This window comes from Sorangiineae bacterium MSr11954 (assembly GCA_037157815.1).
Lineage (GTDB): Bacteria > Myxococcota_A > Polyangia > Polyangiales > Polyangiaceae > Pendulispora > Pendulispora albinea.
This window is the reverse complement of the sequence record CP089984.1, coordinates 457,832-474,838: the sequence shown is the minus strand read 5'-3', so window position 1 is coordinate 474,838 and position 17,007 is coordinate 457,832. Positions and strand designations below refer to the sequence as shown.

Annotated in this window: 11 protein-coding genes and 1 tRNA gene; 2 read left to right on the top strand and 10 right to left on the bottom strand. The window is 62.3% G+C overall.

Annotated elements, in window-relative coordinates; genetic code table 11:
• Positions 1 to 3,280: 3,280 nt before the first annotated feature.
• On the bottom strand, positions 3,281 to 3,640 hold the full coding sequence (locus LZC94_01900; GenBank protein WXB16033.1) for a hypothetical protein: 360 nt from the start codon (positions 3,638 to 3,640) through the stop codon (positions 3,281 to 3,283).
• A 164-nt stretch (positions 3,641 to 3,804) separates the two neighbouring features.
• Positions 3,805 to 5,226: a DUF4157 domain-containing protein gene (locus LZC94_01895; protein ID WXB16032.1), complete on the bottom strand. Its 1,422-nt coding sequence runs from the start codon at positions 5,224 to 5,226 to the stop codon at positions 3,805 to 3,807.
• A gap of 272 nt (positions 5,227 to 5,498) precedes the next feature.
• Between LZC94_01895 and LZC94_01890 the strand changes: the two genes are divergently transcribed.
• Positions 5,499 to 6,692 (top strand): hypothetical protein, encoded by a 1,194-nt coding sequence (locus LZC94_01890; GenBank protein WXB16031.1) that lies wholly within the window; start codon positions 5,499 to 5,501, stop codon positions 6,690 to 6,692.
• Positions 6,693 to 7,172: 480 nt separating this feature from the next.
• On the opposite strand, the gene istB is transcribed toward LZC94_01890, so the two are convergent.
• Both istB and istA read right to left on the bottom strand, forming a co-directional pair.
• Positions 7,173 to 7,991: an IS21-like element helper ATPase IstB gene (gene istB, locus LZC94_01885; protein ID WXB16030.1), complete on the bottom strand. Its 819-nt coding sequence runs from the start codon at positions 7,989 to 7,991 to the stop codon at positions 7,173 to 7,175.
• Positions 7,988 to 9,454, bottom strand: a complete 1,467-nt coding sequence (gene istA / locus LZC94_01880) for an IS21 family transposase (protein WXB16029.1) — start codon at positions 9,452 to 9,454, stop codon at positions 7,988 to 7,990. The genes istB and istA overlap by 4 nt, the downstream gene beginning before the upstream one ends.
• A gap of 103 nt (positions 9,455 to 9,557) precedes the next feature.
• Between istA and LZC94_01875 the strand changes: the two genes are divergently transcribed.
• A complete protein-coding gene (locus LZC94_01875) occupies positions 9,558 to 10,094 on the top strand; it encodes a hypothetical protein (GenBank protein ID WXB16028.1) in 537 nt (178 codons plus the stop codon).
• Between the two features lie 18 nt (positions 10,095 to 10,112).
• Here the strand turns inward: LZC94_01875 and LZC94_01870 are convergent, their stop codons facing one another.
• From LZC94_01870 to LZC94_01845, 6 genes are all read right to left on the bottom strand, one after another.
• On the bottom strand, positions 10,113 to 10,859 hold the full coding sequence (locus LZC94_01870; GenBank protein ID WXB16027.1) for a hypothetical protein: 747 nt from the start codon (positions 10,857 to 10,859) through the stop codon (positions 10,113 to 10,115).
• 453 nt (positions 10,860 to 11,312) lie between these two features.
• Positions 11,313 to 11,389 (bottom strand) — tRNA-Arg (locus tag LZC94_01865).
• A 356-nt stretch (positions 11,390 to 11,745) separates the two neighbouring features.
• On the bottom strand, positions 11,746 to 12,660 hold the full coding sequence (locus LZC94_01860) for a hypothetical protein (GenBank protein ID WXB16026.1): 915 nt from the start codon (positions 12,658 to 12,660) through the stop codon (positions 11,746 to 11,748).
• A gap of 353 nt (positions 12,661 to 13,013) precedes the next feature.
• Complete coding sequence (locus LZC94_01855) at positions 13,014 to 13,157, bottom strand: hypothetical protein (protein ID WXB16025.1); 144 nt, start codon at positions 13,155 to 13,157, stop codon at positions 13,014 to 13,016.
• A gap of 136 nt (positions 13,158 to 13,293) precedes the next feature.
• The gene (gene ligD, locus LZC94_01850; GenBank protein ID WXB16024.1) at positions 13,294 to 14,298 is read right to left on the bottom strand and encodes a non-homologous end-joining DNA ligase; all 1,005 of its coding nucleotides are present in this window, start codon (positions 14,296 to 14,298) and stop codon (positions 13,294 to 13,296) included.
• 66 nt (positions 14,299 to 14,364) lie between these two features.
• Positions 14,365 to 16,980: an L-histidine N(alpha)-methyltransferase gene (locus LZC94_01845; protein ID WXB16023.1), complete on the bottom strand. Its 2,616-nt coding sequence runs from the start codon at positions 16,978 to 16,980 to the stop codon at positions 14,365 to 14,367.
• Between the last annotated feature and the right edge of the window lie 27 nt (positions 16,981 to 17,007).

Below are 17,007 nucleotides of genomic sequence, written 5' to 3'. Positions count from 1 at the left end.
CGAAAAAGTGCCCTCATGCGGAGCCCCGCGTTATGCGGACCGAGCCGCGTTCTCCGTCGTGAACGCGGCCCGGCGACTCCACGTTATCGTTGGGGCATCAGGAACGCGGTCAGCTCGTCGGGAGCCCGGAACCGACCGCGCGCGAGATGCGGCTCAGCAATCTTGGTGATCGCCTCGAGCTTTTGCCCGCGGGGCATCGGGCGCGATGAGAAGTGGCCGGCGTGGGTGCGCGTGGATACTCAGGTGTCGTGAATTGCACGCGAGCGCCGACTTAGGTGCCATCATCCTCTTCGTAATGTCGCTGCCAGGAGCGGCCGCGACAAGGAAAACACGCTCCCCCGCCAGAAGGTGCGATGACGGCGTTGTCATTCATGGTGGCCGCGCCCAACGTGCAGATCTTTCCGCGCCGCAATGACGATTGTCCATTTGAGCACCTGCTCGCGTTTGAAGCGCAGGTCGATGACGGCGGGCGCGTAGGCGCACCCGGGTCCGGCTCGTGGGCGCGCGTGACGCGGGGAGAAGTGCAGGGCACGCTCGTCAAGCGGGAGGGTCGCATCGACGTCCGGGGGACGTCGGGGTGGATGCGAGTGCCAGCGCACGACGCGCAGGCCCCTGTCGTCGAGGTAGCCCGTAGCAGAGGATGGGGGAGTTCATGCCCGAGGCCCCGTCGCGACGTCACTCGACGGGGCCGCCGGACGGATCACGGCGTCAACGAGGTCCCCGGCGAGACGGCAAAACATCATTTCGAGATTTGTCGATTTCACCGCCAGGATGTGCGTCGCCAACACATCTCATCCGACAAATCTGTTCACTTTCTTTGCTGCGCTCGAAGATCTCCAAACACCTAATACCATGTCGATTAAACAACGATCTGCTCGAATCAATAACATCACTCGACGATCGGTCCGAAAGCGATGCTCGGTACGTAGGTTGCAATGAGGGCCATGCACGACAGAGAGCTGGAGATCACGAGTATTCAACAGAATGGCTGTAGTCGAAATCTGCAGCGGCGAAGCCATCCTCGGAGCGGAGCGGTGGAGTTGACAGCATGGGCGAATCCATCATCCCGCCGCCGAACAAGAGCTACTCGACCGGCTCTTGCCGGGCGCGAAGGATGCCATCGACGAGACGGTGATGCGGCCGGGTTCGTCGGAGCGGCTGCTCCTGATCCTTTGTGGTGCCGACCAACGCGCGCAGGACATTTATGTGCATATTCAACCGTTTCTCTTGACGTCACAGCACCAGAAGCTTCCTCCCCCTCCAATCCTGGCGATGAGATATTTGGTTTTGATTTTCGCTACGATAAGCTGAGGCGCGTACCCCTCACGAGCACCGAGCGGCACATCATTGATGTACGTTATGGATCAAGTCCGCCTGCACGGCTTTTGTATCGTTGGATTCGCCGAAGGGCGCATACGGGCTGTAGGTGCGGGAGATGTGCTTGCGTGCACCGCACCCGGCGAGAAGGTTTGACTCGAGATGGAGAGACTTCGCTTGACTCAAGCGATGATCGAAGTGGCAGAGTGAGCCGGTGCCGACCATCTCGCTGGTTCGGATTCGCTCTGCCACTTCGGTCCTCGCGCAAAAGTCTTGAGGGTTGTTCCCGCCGGTGCACGGGTCGACATCATAGGAGCCATCAGGTCGATAGACCGCCGAAGGTTAAAACACAAATGAACGGGGATAAATACTCACAGACGACTATTCCAGACATCACACTCGCAGATGCATCGCGGTCGCGGTCCTTGAACCTTCGTTGCATTTGCGTTGCGGTCGTCGAAATCGCATGTTTTGCCGCCGCCATCCCTTTCCAGATTGGCGCCGACAACGCTCGCCACGAAGCGGACGGTATTTATGTCCCCGGCGGATCATGCAGAATTGGCACGCCTGAGTGCAGGCGTTCGCGCGAGCTCGAGCATGCGCACTACTCCAAGCTAGCCACTGCGCGAGCTCTGGCAACGGCCGATGCCATCGTGACACCTCTTGCCGGATCCGCCTCCTTCTTCCGTCTTGAACGGCGACGATGACAGATTGCAGACTTGCAACGTGAGCCTATGCATTTGGTTCGTCATTGAACCGCACCGACAATTTTTCCCACTGTTTTCGGCGCGCGGGTGAGGGTCTGAAGGACCTTGCGTGTTTGTCACTCCTCAACATGTCGGGACCGTTCGATCCTCACCCATGCACCGGAAGCATCGCAATTGGCGTTCGGCGCTCGTCCGAATACCGGACGCCGATGTGCGTTGATTCGTGTTGGGGATCAGAGCGCGCCGGGATGCACGCACGCGTAGCGCACGATCATCTTGTCCACGCACGATTTTTCGTTTTCTGCGTGCCATTCGCGCCCCGGACGCACAAATGTTTACACCAATCGACTAACGTCAATGCACTATACCATCCTAAGTACGAGTCAGACCTCGTGGAAGCTCGCACGCTCTCGGAGGGCTGCCCGTAGGGTCGTTTACCAAGCCGTGGCGGTTTGCTTCGGAGCTCTGCTCGCAAGCTGCGCGTACGAATCGTGGAGAAAGCCTGTCGCCGTTTCGTGCGAGCCGCCGGCAACGGCCACGTATGATCTCGAGTACGAGCACCTCGATGGTGGCTGCCCTCACGCGTCGCCCGACAAGGAGCTCTCCTTCGTTGATGGGGTGCTCACGGACCGACGGTACGAGGGGTGCTCGGTACATTTCACGGTGCAAGCGGACATTTGCCGGACGACATCCATGTTCGTCTGCGCGGCCGGCACGGATTCGTTTGACCTTCGCTGGGCGAAGGATTGGTGGAGCGCAATAGGTACCGCACGATTCAGTAATGCACACTGCAGCAACACGTACAGCGTGTCTCTCTTCCGCATCCCCGAACCCGATGTACATTGATTTTCGGCAGCCGACAGCTCCTGCAAAGCCCATGTCCTCGCGGGTGCAAGCGAGGGCCGAAACGGTACGGCATGGTCACCACCCGAGTTCCCCCTTTCTAGCGTGCTGACGCCGTTTTGATCCTCACTTGCTCCTGCGATTCGTTTTCCAGGTCGCCGTCTCGGACGGCGAATCACGTGCGCTTCACGCTTCGCGCGGTGACACCGACGTGGCCACCCGGTCCGGATCGTCGTCCGGCCAATGCCGCTTGTCCCATAGCGGCGTGATTTCTCCGCCCCAACAGCGACCTCACCGAGGCCGGGTGAGCGTCTGAACATCATCGCGATGCGCGTAGGGCACGACTCGCCGTCCCCAACGGCGACCCGCGTTGAAGCTCGTTCGACACTGCCGACAGCACCACCTAGATACGCTCACTGTTCGGGCGGCAGCGTTTTCGGGTGAGGGCTCGCCTTCATCCAGCGCTCCCAGCGACGCGCCAGCTCGAAGCGCTGCTCTGGGTGGATGACGGTGGTGCCGTCGGCGCGTAACTCGACCGCGAGCCCATTCCACAAAGGGAACGTGCCGTGCTCCACGCCGGACAGCTGCGTGAGGAGCACGTGGGCGGCGACGAAGCGGTCGGGGTCGGAGAGCGCGGCCACGAGCGCGGGGAGCGCGTCGCCCCATTCGGACAGCGACTTCGCCGCCTCGGCGGTGAGCGTCGGGGTCAACCCAAAGGAATTGCCGTCCCAGATGACATGGTGGTTGGAGAGCGCTCGTACCGATCGTTCCATGGTTGCCTCCCGGCCCTGCTCGTGAACTGTAACGCCATCCCCGGGGGCCCGCGAGCAGCCGGGTGCCGCGACAACAATCCCCACGAGGAACGAGCACAGCCCCCCGCTCAGGGATGGCCTCCGGAACCGCGCGGTTCGGTCGTCGTCTCCGCCGCGTCGCGCCGCTAGGGCCGCCATGTGCGCACCACGTTGGTGATGTTGCCGTTGGTCACGGTCATCACCTGGTCGAGGATCCTGCCGTCGGGGTAACGGTAGCTGAAGGTAAACTCGAGCGTGGTCGCGTTGATGACCCGCGCCGTGTCGGCGATCCGCGTCGCCCCCACAGCCCGCGCCTCGGCATTCAGCGCGATTGCGTGCGCGGGACCGAAGTCCGCGCCCGTCACATGCTTCTCGAGCTCCTCGGAGATCTCGTGCGCGAGCGCCGCGCCCGCGTTGTACCCCGAGGTATGAATCCCGAGCGCCAGCACGTCATCCAGATCGATCTTCGATTGCGGGAAACTACCGACGAAGACGCGCGCGTCGGCTGCGTCGGTGGAGGTCTGGCCGCGAATGAAACGAATGGTGGTGGTGCCCGCGTTGCCGATGACATCGCGAAGCACACGGACCAGCTCTTGCGCGTCGGCGGTCAGTGGACCGCTCACGTTGCTGCCGGCGAGCGTGACCTCGCCGTCGGCGGCCACGCGCACCGTGAACTGGACGCCGATCACCGTATTGGCAACCGACGCGAACCCCGCGCGATCGCCGGTGGCGACGAGCTTCGGTTGGGCCGTGCCGGCGGGCGCGGAGGAGAGGTCGTGCGCCACGGCATCGGAATGCGTCTTCCCGGCCGATCCGGTCTGCTGCACGACGTGCGTGAGCTCGTGCGCGAGCAGCTTCCTCCCTTCAGGAGATTCCGGGTGGTACTGGCCATCCCCAAATACGATGGATTGCCCGACGGTGTATGCGCGAGCATGCACCGACGCTGCGGATTCATGCGCCTGTGCGTCATCGTAGATGCGCACGTGGCTGAAGTCGCGAGCGAACCGCGTTTCCATGAACTCGCGCGCGGGCGCGTCGAGCGGGCGACCGGGCGAGCGGAGCACGTGGCCGACGTTCGGTAGTGCCGCGGGGACCGTTCCTGCACCGACGGCATTCTGCACTTTTCGGTGGATCGCGGCGTCTCCGTTCTCGTCCTCCCGGCGCAGAGCGCACTTGCGTTGGACGGCGTTTGCGGCAGACGCGGGCACGGTGGCGCTCTCGGTGGTGGTGGCGATCGCTGTGGGGCTGCGCATGACCGCGTCGGCGACCCGATCGGCCTCACGCTCGAGCGGATCATCGAAGGCGCCGATCTCGAGTTTCGCTTGCAGAACGCGAGCATCCCTCGTCGTGCGCTGCCAGAGTGCGTGCGGCGCGTTGATCGCGAAGAGCGCGTGCGGACGCGGCGCCTGGGGGCCGTAGGCAGGAATCGACTCGAAGTCGAACCGACGAACACTCGGCTCCGGAAGAAACGCCGGTGGAATCTTGTCCGCGAAACGGTTTGGTGACGCACGGAGACTCCCCGCGGTCTGTGGCTGGGATTTCTGCGCGAAGATACGACCGCCGTTCATGAGGCCTCCGTCATCGAATGAGTAACCGCGTTCCGACATTCCCGAGATTGAACGAGCTGACGCAACTTGTGAGCCGCGCATTCGACCCTACAAAGACGCGCATGTGCCCCGCTGGAGCGTTGCACGTTGCGCGCTGCAACGTTGCTTGGGACCGTTGCAACTCGATGCATCATACCTCGGAGCGCCCCTCAGCGACGCGGAAGGCTCGAAACGAACCGCTGTGACGTGTCGGCCGGCCGCCTGCCACCACGAGCAGCGCCGAGTTGGACCCGATGGCTGCTCCCGTGCTCGTCAACCCGGACCTGCGCGTTCTGGTCGAGATCGGCTACGAGCCAATCGGCGAGAGGCTCGTAGCTCAAATAAAGCCGCTGGCCAATCACGAGTTCGATCTTTCGCGCGCAATCGACGCGGCCCAAGCCTGCTTCGGCATCGGCGCGAGGGTGACGGTCGAGCCGCTGGGTGATGCGAGAGCGTTCTTTGAAGAAAATGGACAGGGTATTCAGGTTACCTATGGTCTAAAAGACGACAATCAGGCAAATTGCGAATTGACCAAAATCGATGCACAAAATCTTCTGGCGCGCGAGCAAAAAGCGTATTACGCTAAGTTGAGCTTGCAGATTGCGTCGCGCGGAGACGCTCCGAAGTTTACTTCGACCGCCCCTCGCCGTGTGAAGCCACCCAAAGGGTGGCTCGGTGTCGGGCACTGGTACAAGCACGTACGTACCGGGCTCTCTGTCGGACTCGAGCAAGGGATCGACGAGACGGGCAACGAATGGCATCTCGCGACGATCACTGCGAGAGCACCAGTTGTGGACATGTTGGTGTTCGCAGGAACTACGTTCCTCGGACCTGACGCCGCCAATGCGCCGATATATCTTTCGTGGCAGACGCGCTCGCCCGGACCGCCCATTCTGACCATTGCGCGCAGGGTCGACAGCAGCAGCGGGGGATCAAATTGTCGCGTGGAGCGAGAGTCGATATCCAGCTTCCTCGCGAAAGACGTGGCTCTTTTGCGCATCTGGAAGGATGAGCCCGAGAGCTGCTGGGAGCCAGGCAATCCGGATCCGGTGAAGATGCCATACGAGTGGCAGCAGATCTCGCAGGGCGGAATATGTATGAATATTCATCGACCAACTCGCACCGGGGCTCGCACCTACGAGATTGAATTGCCGAATGGGTCACGCCAGCGATGTGTTGACTTCCATTTTGCTGAAGGCGAAATCCCGATCGAGCTAGTGGCGGATGTCGCGACAACTTTTATTCGCCGCGGCACGCACGTGCTCCTCTGTCCATATCGGGGTACCATGAACCGCAGGGTGCTGTCGTTCGCGCACTCCATCGAGGAGAACGCTGCCATCGAGCCGCCGGGCGAAGGCTTCGAGAGAATTGGTCCAATCGTGTTGGACGACGATGTCCTCGAGGATGCCCTTCGCCCTTGGCAGGACTGGCTCCACGACGTCTCATGAACCGATTTAAAGTTGGCGCTTCTCGGCCGAGTGCGTATTCCAATCCATCCGAGGATCCATTCCAACGAAATCCGAGGGAGCGTTCCAATCCATCCGGGGAGCGATTCCAACACCCTCCGGTCCCTTTGCGCAGCCCGAGTCGTTGAGCCTTCGGCTCGATGACGCAGGGCTGCCTCGCGCCGCGAAACATGCTTCCAGAGCGAACCAGGCACTGCGGCGCGAAGCTGGGTTCACGCTCCCCCGACTCACGTTGGAACTGATCCTCGGCACGGATTGGAATCCGCCCTCGGCTCCGTTTGGAATCGCCCCTCGGACGGCGTCGGAATACGCGGCCGAGAACCCCGCCTTCGACGCGCCCACCGTGGCGCGGCCGCCGTCCACCGTAATCTCCGGAACGCCGGCCCCTCCTGTCAACGGCCACCGAAAACTGACCCATCTCGGCCATCAAAAACTGACCCACCCCGCCGCGATGGGGGGCACTCACCGCGTGAGCGCCGGCACCTCCTGGGTCGCTTTGGGTTTGCTCTCGTCAGATCTTGAATCTGTCTTTTTGGTGGCCGCAGCCGGGACACGGTCTCCCGGACCGCGAGTGACGAGGACCTCCGCATGCTGGGCCAGACGATCCAGGAGAGCGGCTGTCAGCTTGTCGTCGACGAAGACCCGGTTCCATTCACTAAAAGCAAGATTCGATGTGATCACCGTTGCGCACCGCTCGTGCCGGGTGGACAAGACGTCGAAGAGCAGCTCTCCGCCGGCTTTTTCAAACGGTACAAAGCCAAGTTCGTCCACCACCAAGAGTGAAACCCTTCGCAGTCGCTCTTGCAGGCGAGAAAGAGCCCGTGCATCCCGGGCCTCGGTCAGTGCCCGGACCAAGTCGGAGGCGCGGTAAAAGAGCACGTGGTGACCGCGCTTGATGGCCTCGATGGCGAGCGCGATGGCCAAGTGCGTTTTTCCGGTGCCCACGGGGCCCAAGATCACGATGTTGCGCGCCGTCGGAATCCAGGCACCACGAGCCAAGTCTTCGACGCGGGCGCGTTCGAGACCGTGTGGCCTCCGCCAATCGAATTGCGACATCGTTTTTTGTACGGGCAGACGAGCCGCTCGCATGCGGCGCCCAATCGCGTGCTCGGCGCGGACCGCGAGCTCGGCGTCGAGCAACGCCCGCAAGTACTGCAACGGTGACCAGCCTTCGGCCAGCGATTGACGTCCCAGCGTTTCGCACTCTCGTGCGACGGTCGGTAGCTTGAGTACGCGCGTATGGGCGCGTACGGCGGCCAAGAGCACGTTGTCGGTGCTCATGCCGATGCCCTCTCGAGAAGCACGTCGTAGCGCGATAGGTCGGGCGTCTCGACCGCGTATTCCGATAATGCCAGCGGGACAGCGGCGAGGGTTTCGGTGCGCCTTGTGCGTTGCAGAAAGGGCACCAGCGTACCGCACGCAAGGGCGGTGATGATGGCTCGCTTGACCCGACCGACTCCCTCGCGGTCAGCGCGCTCCAACCACGGAGCCAGTCTTCGTGCAGCTTCGATCAGGTCGGGCGAATACCGATTGCAAAGCGTCTCCCAGAGCTCGGGCCATGGTGAGCCGAATTGTGCCACCAACTCGTGAGCGACCTGGCGCAGAGCTTGTGGCTTGCGCGATAGTGGCAGTAACAAATGCCGATAGTCGATACTTCGGCCACCGAAGGCCACGCGAGGATGGCAGATGGTCTCGTCGCCTTTGGCGAAGGTGACGGTGTCGATGCCTAGGAATAGGTCGACCATCTGACCGCACCACCGACTGGGCACCGAGTAGTGAGCGCCCGCGACGAGGTAGCTGGCGTGGTGGCGAAGCTGCACGGTGCGCACCTGGCGGCCGTCAAAAGGCGCTGGGAGAGGCCGCAGCGCGCTGCGCTCGCGGGCCCAGGCCTCGACGTACATCGGATTGCGCGAATGCTGAGCATCGAGGCGTGCTTGCAAAGCCGTGGTCATGGCGGCAAGTGATTCACCGCGCGGAATGGGCACCAAATGCTGGCGACGTACGTGTCCTCCGCGGCGCTCGACTCCTCCCTTGTCGTGGCCTTCGCCGGGGCGGCAAAAACGTGGCTCGAAGGCGTAGTGGGCGCAAAGCGCGGCGAATCGGGGCCGAAGCAGCCGTGGCGCCCCAACGAGGATCTTGGCCACGGCAGCGCTCAAGTTGTCATAGGCCACGGCGGCCACCACCCCCGCGAAGTAGGTAAACGCCGCAACGTGAGCCGCTAAGAACCAAGTGGCGTCTTGTTGCGCGCAGAGCATGGCGAAGTCGCGCCCTGAGTGCATCAAGCGCATCACGAACATCCACGCCTTCTGGCGAATCCCCGAGGGCTCGACCCACACCTCGAAAAAATCCACCTGTGCGAGCTCGCCCGGCGTGTACACCAGGGGAACAGTCACCTCACGCTCACCGCTCCGGAATTCGGCCACCAATCGCCGCACGGTGCGCTCGCTCGCCGTGTGCCCGTTTTCACGCAATAGCTCCCACAGCCGCTTGGCCGTCAGCCGCTGTTTGCCCGCCGTAAAGGATCGGCGCGCTCGCCAGATAGCCGCGGCCGCCGTGGCCACCTCGTCGCGCACCGGGCTTGGTCGGACCTGTTTTTCTGGCCTTGGAACCGGAATCTTGTTGGCCCTCACGTATCGCCGAATCGTGTTTCGCGACAATCCGAGCTCCCGCGCCACTTCTCGAATCGGAACCCCTTCGCTCGCCACCTTGTGTCGAATCACTGCCACCACGTCCATCGGCACCATCCCCGGACGACGACTCCATCGCCCGCTCGCCTGTCCACCCCTTTCAGGGGTGGGTCAATTTTCCCTGGCCGAAACTGCTCCCCCCCGCGCTTCGCTCCGCCGGGTGGGTCAATTTCTGGTGGCCGTCGTGGGTCAATTTAACGTGGCCGCGTACATGTGCATTGCGATACGCATCGATAGGAATAAAGGAGCAATCATTGTTGAAGCGAAGGCGCGTAAAGACAAAGTGAATGATGCTCAGTTTGCGCGAATGTGCTCGCTACTGAGACACAACTTTGCTCAGCAAGGCGCTCTCGGCGTATTTGTCACAATCCAGGGTGCCACGGGTTTTCCACGGGGACAGGAAAAGACATTGCGCTTGCACGATGCCCGCTTACGTCAAGCGCTCTTTCACGCGAAAGAAGGGGTGCCCATAGTTGTACTCACGTTGGACGATGTCTTGGCACTATCCGAGCCGGGAGCGTTGCCTCGCATTCTGCGAAAAAAGGTGGCTGATATCGAGCTAATGACAAACATCCCAATCAACCCCGTGACGTGCGAGCCTGATATAATGCTGCCATCGTACCTCGCGGACCTTGAAGCGCAAATCTCGCAGGGGTCAAAAGGAAAACTGAAGAAACCAACGAAGAAGGGCGGCTGAAGAGCATGTGCTGACGGTCTAATCAGTGGAACCGGGAGCACGTTCATGGGCCTCCTCCAGCGCATTGGTCGATAGGTCAATATCCATCGAGACGAGCCCTCCGGGCCAGTCGCGCCGTGCGTCCGCAAACCGACCCACAAGCACGTTCTCGAGCTCGTTGACGAAAGCGGCCATGGCACGATGCGAGCCACTCAGGTTGGCCCGATCGCCGAATGCCTCCAGATGCACGTGGTCGAGCCTTGCCTCGAAGGAGCGGCCGAGCGGATTCACGAGCTGGTGCTCGATCTTGTTCCCTCCTCCTCCCGATGAAAGGGAGAACGTTCGAATACGGTCCTGCGGCATCACCGCAGCCCACGAGACGACGCCCCAGATAGGGATGCCGGTGGCCTGCGCGCGCGCGAACTCGGTGTGGCCGACGTGTTGCACTGAATTCCGCAATTCGAGGATCGGCTTGCTCGCCTTGGTGAAATCGCGTCCGAGACGCCCTAGATCGGAAGTGCCCAGCGTACCCGCTCCGCACCCGAGCAAATCCGACAGGCGATGAGCGCCGTCCACGTAGGTCCAAGCGTCAGCGAGCGCCAACGGAATGCTCTCGGCTGCTCGCAGTCCTTCGTCGGAGATCTGCAGCAGCAAGGCGCGAAGGCGCTCGAAGGCGAGGTCGGCAACGGCCACGGAGAAACCGACTCCCTCAAGCCACACCCTCTCGCGAAGAGGAAGATCGGCGGGCAAATGTGCGAGGAAGGAATCCGAGCGATATACCGCCATGCTGGGAAGAGTACGCCTACGCGGGCTCGTGCTCGACCCCCGCCACGAATCGGGCGACCTTGTCTGTACAAGTTGCCTGTCGATGGCTGAGCAGTACCCTGTCATGGCCGGGCCCGACGACTACCCGACCACCATCGAAGCTGGCGAGAACGAGCAAACCGCAAAAGAAGCGCGCTCAATTGCTCGTTCCCTCGCTCTTAGTGTTCTTAAGGCGCATTCTTAATTCTTAAGAACACCCAGACCTTCGGAGCGGCCGGAACCGGTCTCGACTTGTCTGAGCCGTCGAGAAGCAGCCTGAGCAAGCGAAAGCGGCTCCTTTGCGTGCATTCTACACCCAGTTCTCATTCTTTGTCAGAACGAGCCCAGCCGCAACGAAAGCCTAAATTCCAGCCCGCAACGTGAAAACCCAGGGCTCGGAACCCTGGGTCTGCTTCTTCCGCTTCTGCTATCCGTTGGCGCGCCCGGCAGGATTCGAACCTGCGACCTATGGCTCCGGAGGCCATCGCTCTATCCAACTGAGCTACGGGCGCCAACCAGTGAGCCTCCGTGTGTAGCCCAGTGCGCTCCGACGCACAAGCCCGGTCGCGCTTTCTTGCCGCGGGAGGCGGATCCCGGCCGCCTTCGGAGGTGAAACGAGGTCGCTCGGTTCGCCCGGCGCCAACGAGAAGCTCCGCGTACCCCCCTGCACCCACCGGCCACGAGACGTTGTACCGGACGGACTTTCTTGGCTCGGTGTACCGCGAGGCCCCCGCGAAGGCAGCACATCGATTCAATCCATTTCCAATTCAATGTACCCACGGTTCACGCAGTATCGGTACACGTCATTTCGCACTTCTCCAACGAGCCGCGCCCTCGGCCGATGCGCCGAGCCCCCCCACTCGCCCCCCTAAAGCCCCGGAACATCCACCGGCATCGCACTGCGCGGCCCCGCGTCCAGCGTCCCAAGTTGGCCGATATGATTCTCCCCCCAGCACGAAACCCCACCCGAAGCACGAAGCGCACAGGATGTTTCGGCCCCCGTGCTGACGGCGACGGCATCTCGAATGTTGGGCACCACCAGCGGTGTCGAGGAGCGCTCCGGGCCCGCCGCGCCGAGTTGCCCCTGCGAATTGTATCCCCAACATACGACCCTCGAATCGTCGCGAACCGCACAAGCGTGATACGCACCTGCCGCGATACCCCGCGTTCGAGAAAGACCGGCCACCGGATTTGGTGCGGAGAAACAACTGCCGCCGCCGTTGTCGCAGCCCCAACATCGAACGGCGCCTGCATCGTCCATGGCGCATGTCATATTTACGGCTGCGGCCACCATGACGGCATTGCTGACATTTGGCACCTTCACGGGGGTCGCGATCGTCAATCCGCTCGACCCCGGGGCACCGAGCTGCCCACCATCGTTGTTCCCCCAGCAATGCACACTTCGATCGGCTTTGACGACACACGCATGCGTCGAGCCCACGGAGAGCCCGATGCTCCCCTCGCTCCCCGGCACATGCACGGGGGCGCGCGAGAACGCGAGGCTCTCGGCCGCGGGGCCCAGTTGTTTATGGCTGTTGGAGCCCCAACAGGAGACGGTGCCGGAGCGCTTCAAGGCGCACGCGTAGCGGTAGCCTGCTTGCACGTAAATGGCGTCGTTGATTCCGTCCACCACGACCAAGGTATTCGACTGGCCCGGCGCGCTGGCATTTCCGAGCTCGCCCGAACCATTGGCGCCAATGCACTGGATATTTCCGGTGCTCAGGCCGACGCAGGTAAAGTCGATTCCGGGGCCGACGCTCGCGGCGGTCGTGATGCCAGGCATGGTCGCGGGACCGGTTCCGGCGTCGTTGACGCCGAATTGACCGCTGCCGCCCCAGCCCCAACAGACGACAGAACCCGTTCGGCGCACGCTGCATACGGTGTGATAGTTCCCAGCCAAGGTGCCGCGTGGCATCCAAGCACTGGCGTCTGGCATCTCCACGGGAACGTCTGCAATGGAGCCATCGAAAATCCGTGGCGGAGCGGCGCTGCCCGAATCGTATTCGAAACGTCCTGCGTCGACACCCGCATCGAAGCGCGTCTCTCCCTCATCGGCGGGGGCGCCCGAGGGAGCGCCACCGCTAGCACCACCGCACGCGAACGTTGCAAGGTTCGCGAACGATAGCGCCACGAGCATCACCAGGCCGGCGCGTGGTAGAGCAGACAGAGCAGACAGAGCAGACATGGCTGTTTGATGCAGCGAGCCGGGGCTGCCGGTTGCTGGGCCAAGGTCCACTCCGTCCTTGCCGCCGTCGACGCGAGCGCAGATACGTTGCCCACCGTGGCGTTGTAGCCCTGGAGGAGAGAGTGACGCCAGCGAGAACAAGCTGTGAAACGGCTACGGCGCACCGGCCATCCGGTACTTGCCTTTTCCAAAGCGCCGGATCAGGCGCCCGGTCCGGACATCCGCGAAGGGTCAGGTTCGGGAAGGCTCGTCGGCCACCTCCCACGTGCAGTCCTCGGGGCTCTTGTCCACGCGCACGCCTTTGAACGATGCATGCCGCAATTCGCCGGAGGTCCTCTGGAGATAGGAAACTTCGACGACCATTCGCGGCTTCGACCAAATGGCCTTCCCGACCACATCCCGCGGCACCTCGTCGACCTCGGGCCCATCGACGGGATCGCGATCCAATCGACGTGCGAGCTCGGCGCGCTGCGCGCTCGAGAAACCCGTCCCCACTCGGCCTGCGTAAACGAACCGCGAGCCCTCGCGAATGGCTAGTAGCAGCGCGCCGACGACGCGTCCTCCGACCATCGGAAGGTACCCGACCACCGCGAACTCTTGGCGCTTGCTGCATTTGACCTTGAGCCAGGTCCGCGACCTCCCCGCGATGTAGCGACTCTGTTTTTGCTTCGCGATGATGCCTTCGTACCCCGAGCGACAGGCCATGCGAAGGAGCTTTGCCGGATCCCCTTCCGTGAAGGTGGAGGCAAAGACGGTCCGCGAGGTCTCGTGGCCGATCAAGGCGTCGAGGGCCTCTTGCCGGCTCTCGAGCGGCTCGCCGCGCAAGTCTTTCTCGCGGTGCAGGAGGAGATCGAACGCGACGTAAACGAGCGGGGTGTCGCTTCGTCGATTTTGGAGCAGGTTGAAGCTTGGAATGCCTTTGGGGTCGATGGCGCAGACCTCACCGTCTAGAACGGTCCCCCGAAGACGGAGTTTGCGCAGCGCGTCGGCCACCGGGGGGAACTCGGCGCTCCAATCCAGTCCCCGCCGGGATAGAAGGACGACGTGACGCGCGTCGCAATACGCCAGCATTCTATACCCGTCCCACTTGAGCTCGAAGCGCCAGCGGTCTGCGCTTGGAACGCTCTCCACGAGTGTGGCGAGCTGCGGCTCCGGCGGGATGTGCTTGATGAGATGCGCGAGCGCATCCACCGCCCCAATGGCTGGCTTGGCCTTTCGTGCGGGGGGCGCGCGCATTCCAAGTCCGATGCCCTGTCGACAGCGGATGTCGTGACAACGTCGAGATAATGCCTCAGCCTTTGATCACTTCCGGCACAATCCCAAGTAGAGACCAAATGGCGAGCTTCCCTCGTTCCACTGCAGCGTGCTTGCGATCTCGCGCAGCCCCGCTTGCTGCAGAAGCCGTCGGATAGCCGTAACGGAGTACTTCCGACTGCGGTACAAACGAATCTTCTCGTTCGGCTCCACCTGGATCATCGATCCATCGATGAGTCGGCCCTTGTGCCGGTCAGAGCTCACGTAGTTCATGTCGATCTGCAGCACGCCTTTGTCGCGGCAGACCTTCCCTTGGTACGTGAGCCGACCTTCGGGCAGATCCGTATGCTGCGTGAGGGCGCTGCGAACGAAGCTCTCGAAGCTGGGAATGTTGACGTATTCGACGGCTGCCTTGCTGGCGGTCGTGGCGTCGACCTTCTTGGTCACGGCGAGCTCGAGGAGCATCAAATCCGTTTTCGTCATCGGCTCCGCGAGCGTCTTCAGGATCGCCATGTCGTCTGCGAAATTGGCGAGTGTATTGCCGAGCAACGAGAACAACATCGGCCTGTCGCCGAGCAGCTTCGTTCGAAGCTCCTCGATGGTGCCCAGCTCGGTGGTCGATGAGAAGTCGAGTTGCAACGGCACCACCCTGCTCATCTCGATCACCCCCACCGACGCGGTCTTCGCCCCCTTTACGAGCATGTCCAAGCTCATGTCGACGGGTACATAGACCGGCGGATCCCGCGCCGCGTTCAAGGTAGCAAGGACCACGCGATCCTTCTCTCCCGTTCCCACACCGTAGCTCGCGTAGACCCGCGGCAATCCTTCCCCGAACTTCGTGAGGAGCTCTTTCCATCGCGATTGAAACGTCTCGATGCCCTTCCTCATCACCAGATAGAACGCATCCTGGCACGTCTCTCTCCATCGATTCGTCGGTACGATCCCCCAGTAAGCAAACCCCGATTCGATGTAGCGGGGCCGACCATCGCCCTCGCCGCGCTTGAGGGAGTCCATCAAATCGCCATGACGGGATGCCTCGTCGCGGGTCAATACGACGGCCGCCCAACGCCACGGGTCGACGGCGGGCATCTTGATGATGGCGTTGAAGTCGAGCTCCCATTGGGAGCCGGGACTCGAATACGGCGCAGGGCTCGAATACGGCGCGGGACTCGAATACGGCGCGGGGCTCGAATACGGCGCGGGGCTCGAGTACGGGCCCGAGCCCGAATGCGAGCTCGGGCCGGGGCTCGAGGCCGGCGATAGCGGCACGTTGGATGGCCTTTCGGTCCCATTGGGTGCCCAGGCGATGAGCGCGTCGACGTCGTCGTGGTCCAGGTACTCTTTCAAACAGCGAACGACACGCGTGTATCTTGCATGTTTCGAACGCGATGGGTCGCTGAATTCTTCGGCGTCCTTTTTGACGTGCACCAAGACCTTGCCGGCACCCTTGTTCGGGAATATCGAAATATCGCGCGAGTGAAGTGCATCGTCGTTGGGGGTCTCCGAGAACGTCGGGCGGTCCCAATCTTGCAATGTGTCGACGAAGGCAAGCAGGAACGCCAGCGGGTTGCTCGTGCCCGCGCCATGTTTACCGATGGCGATCCGATAGATGTCGAATGTCAAACCGTGATCCCCCGCGTCCGCGTGATCCCATTGCGCGGGGGCAATGTTGTGAAGGGACATGGCCCCGGCCGCGCGCAGGATTTGCCTCTTCAGCCTTCGCCGCCTCGCGATCATACGGTCGAGGGAAGGACGGAGCCGATCGAGCTCCGCGGCCGCCGCGGGGGCGTTTTGATGGGGCTGGGACGGAGCTCGTTGTGCGACGATTTGATCGAGGTATGCATCGAAATCCAGCCATGTCTTGACGAGGAGCAGCGCGCTGGCAACGCCGTGATCCTTGAACGGCGGGCGCCCGCTCACCGTCTTTTGCGCGTAGGTGAAGTAGCGCTGTACGGGCGTGGTCGTGTCACCTTGGATGAATCGCCCGAGGTTGGCCCGAATGCCCTCTTCCTTGAACGCCTGGAAGAAGGCGTCTTGCTCCAGGTCCCCCATGCCGTCCAAGGTCGGCGTTCGAATCGCGTAAGCCTTTTGAATCTGCTGCTCCGTTGCAGCCGAAAGGCCGCGCGACTCGATGACCGCTCGCAGCGGGCTGCGCATCGCACCGTCGTATTCTTCGCGAACCCGCGTCCAGACTTTGGACCTTGGCTGGGAGTGTTCGCTCTCGATGACATACCCGATGTCGTGAAACACCGCGGTCACCAGCCAGACGAGATCGAGGTTTCGCTCTCCGACCAGCTTGCTCACTTCGTCGCGCAAACGGGGAGAGCACGACAAAACGCCCAGCCCCAGCAAATAGACTTTGAGCTGATGGCAAACGTGATCGCGGTACTTGCTATGAAACTGCCGCTCGAACTCGAACTTGCTCAAACAGTCCAAAAATGGGTACGGCCCCAGCATGGGATGGGCCATCCACAATTTGGTGAGCAGCAGCTTCGAAGCTGCCACGCGCTCGTTGTCGTAGGTGGAGCCGAATGCTTTTGCGAGCACATCGAAGTCGTCTCCGGCGAAGATGCTGGGGCACTCCGTGGCAATTTGCCAGAGATCGGCGTTCGCGCCCACGAGGTGATACACGTGTCCATGCGCCTCGTACGAGATCGTTTTCATGCTCTCGGGTGTTCCATTCACGGCTCG

What these genes read in the sequence shown, in the direction of transcription:
- LZC94_01900 (WXB16033.1), bottom strand. Translation starts at nt 3,640, where the DNA reads ATGGAACGATCGGTACGAGCGCTCTCCAACCACCATGTCATCTGGGAC.
- LZC94_01845 (WXB16023.1), bottom strand. Translation starts at nt 16,980, where the DNA reads ATGAAAACGATCTCGTACGAGGCGCATGGACACGTGTATCACCTCGTG.
- LZC94_01895 (WXB16032.1), bottom strand. Translation starts at nt 5,226, where the DNA reads ATGAACGGCGGTCGTATCTTCGCGCAGAAATCCCAGCCACAGACCGCG.
- istB (WXB16030.1), bottom strand. Translation starts at nt 7,991, where the DNA reads ATGAGCACCGACAACGTGCTCTTGGCCGCCGTACGCGCCCATACGCGC.
- ligD (WXB16024.1), bottom strand. Translation starts at nt 14,298, where the DNA reads ATGCGCGCGCCCCCCGCACGAAAGGCCAAGCCAGCCATTGGGGCGGTG.
- LZC94_01890 (WXB16031.1), top strand. Translation starts at nt 5,499, where the DNA reads ATGGCTGCTCCCGTGCTCGTCAACCCGGACCTGCGCGTTCTGGTCGAG.
- LZC94_01870 (WXB16027.1), bottom strand. Translation starts at nt 10,859, where the DNA reads ATGGCGGTATATCGCTCGGATTCCTTCCTCGCACATTTGCCCGCCGAT.
- istA (WXB16029.1), bottom strand. Translation starts at nt 9,454, where the DNA reads ATGGTGCCGATGGACGTGGTGGCAGTGATTCGACACAAGGTGGCGAGC.
- LZC94_01860 (WXB16026.1), bottom strand. Translation starts at nt 12,660, where the DNA reads ATGCCTGGCATCACGACCGCCGCGAGCGTCGGCCCCGGAATCGACTTT.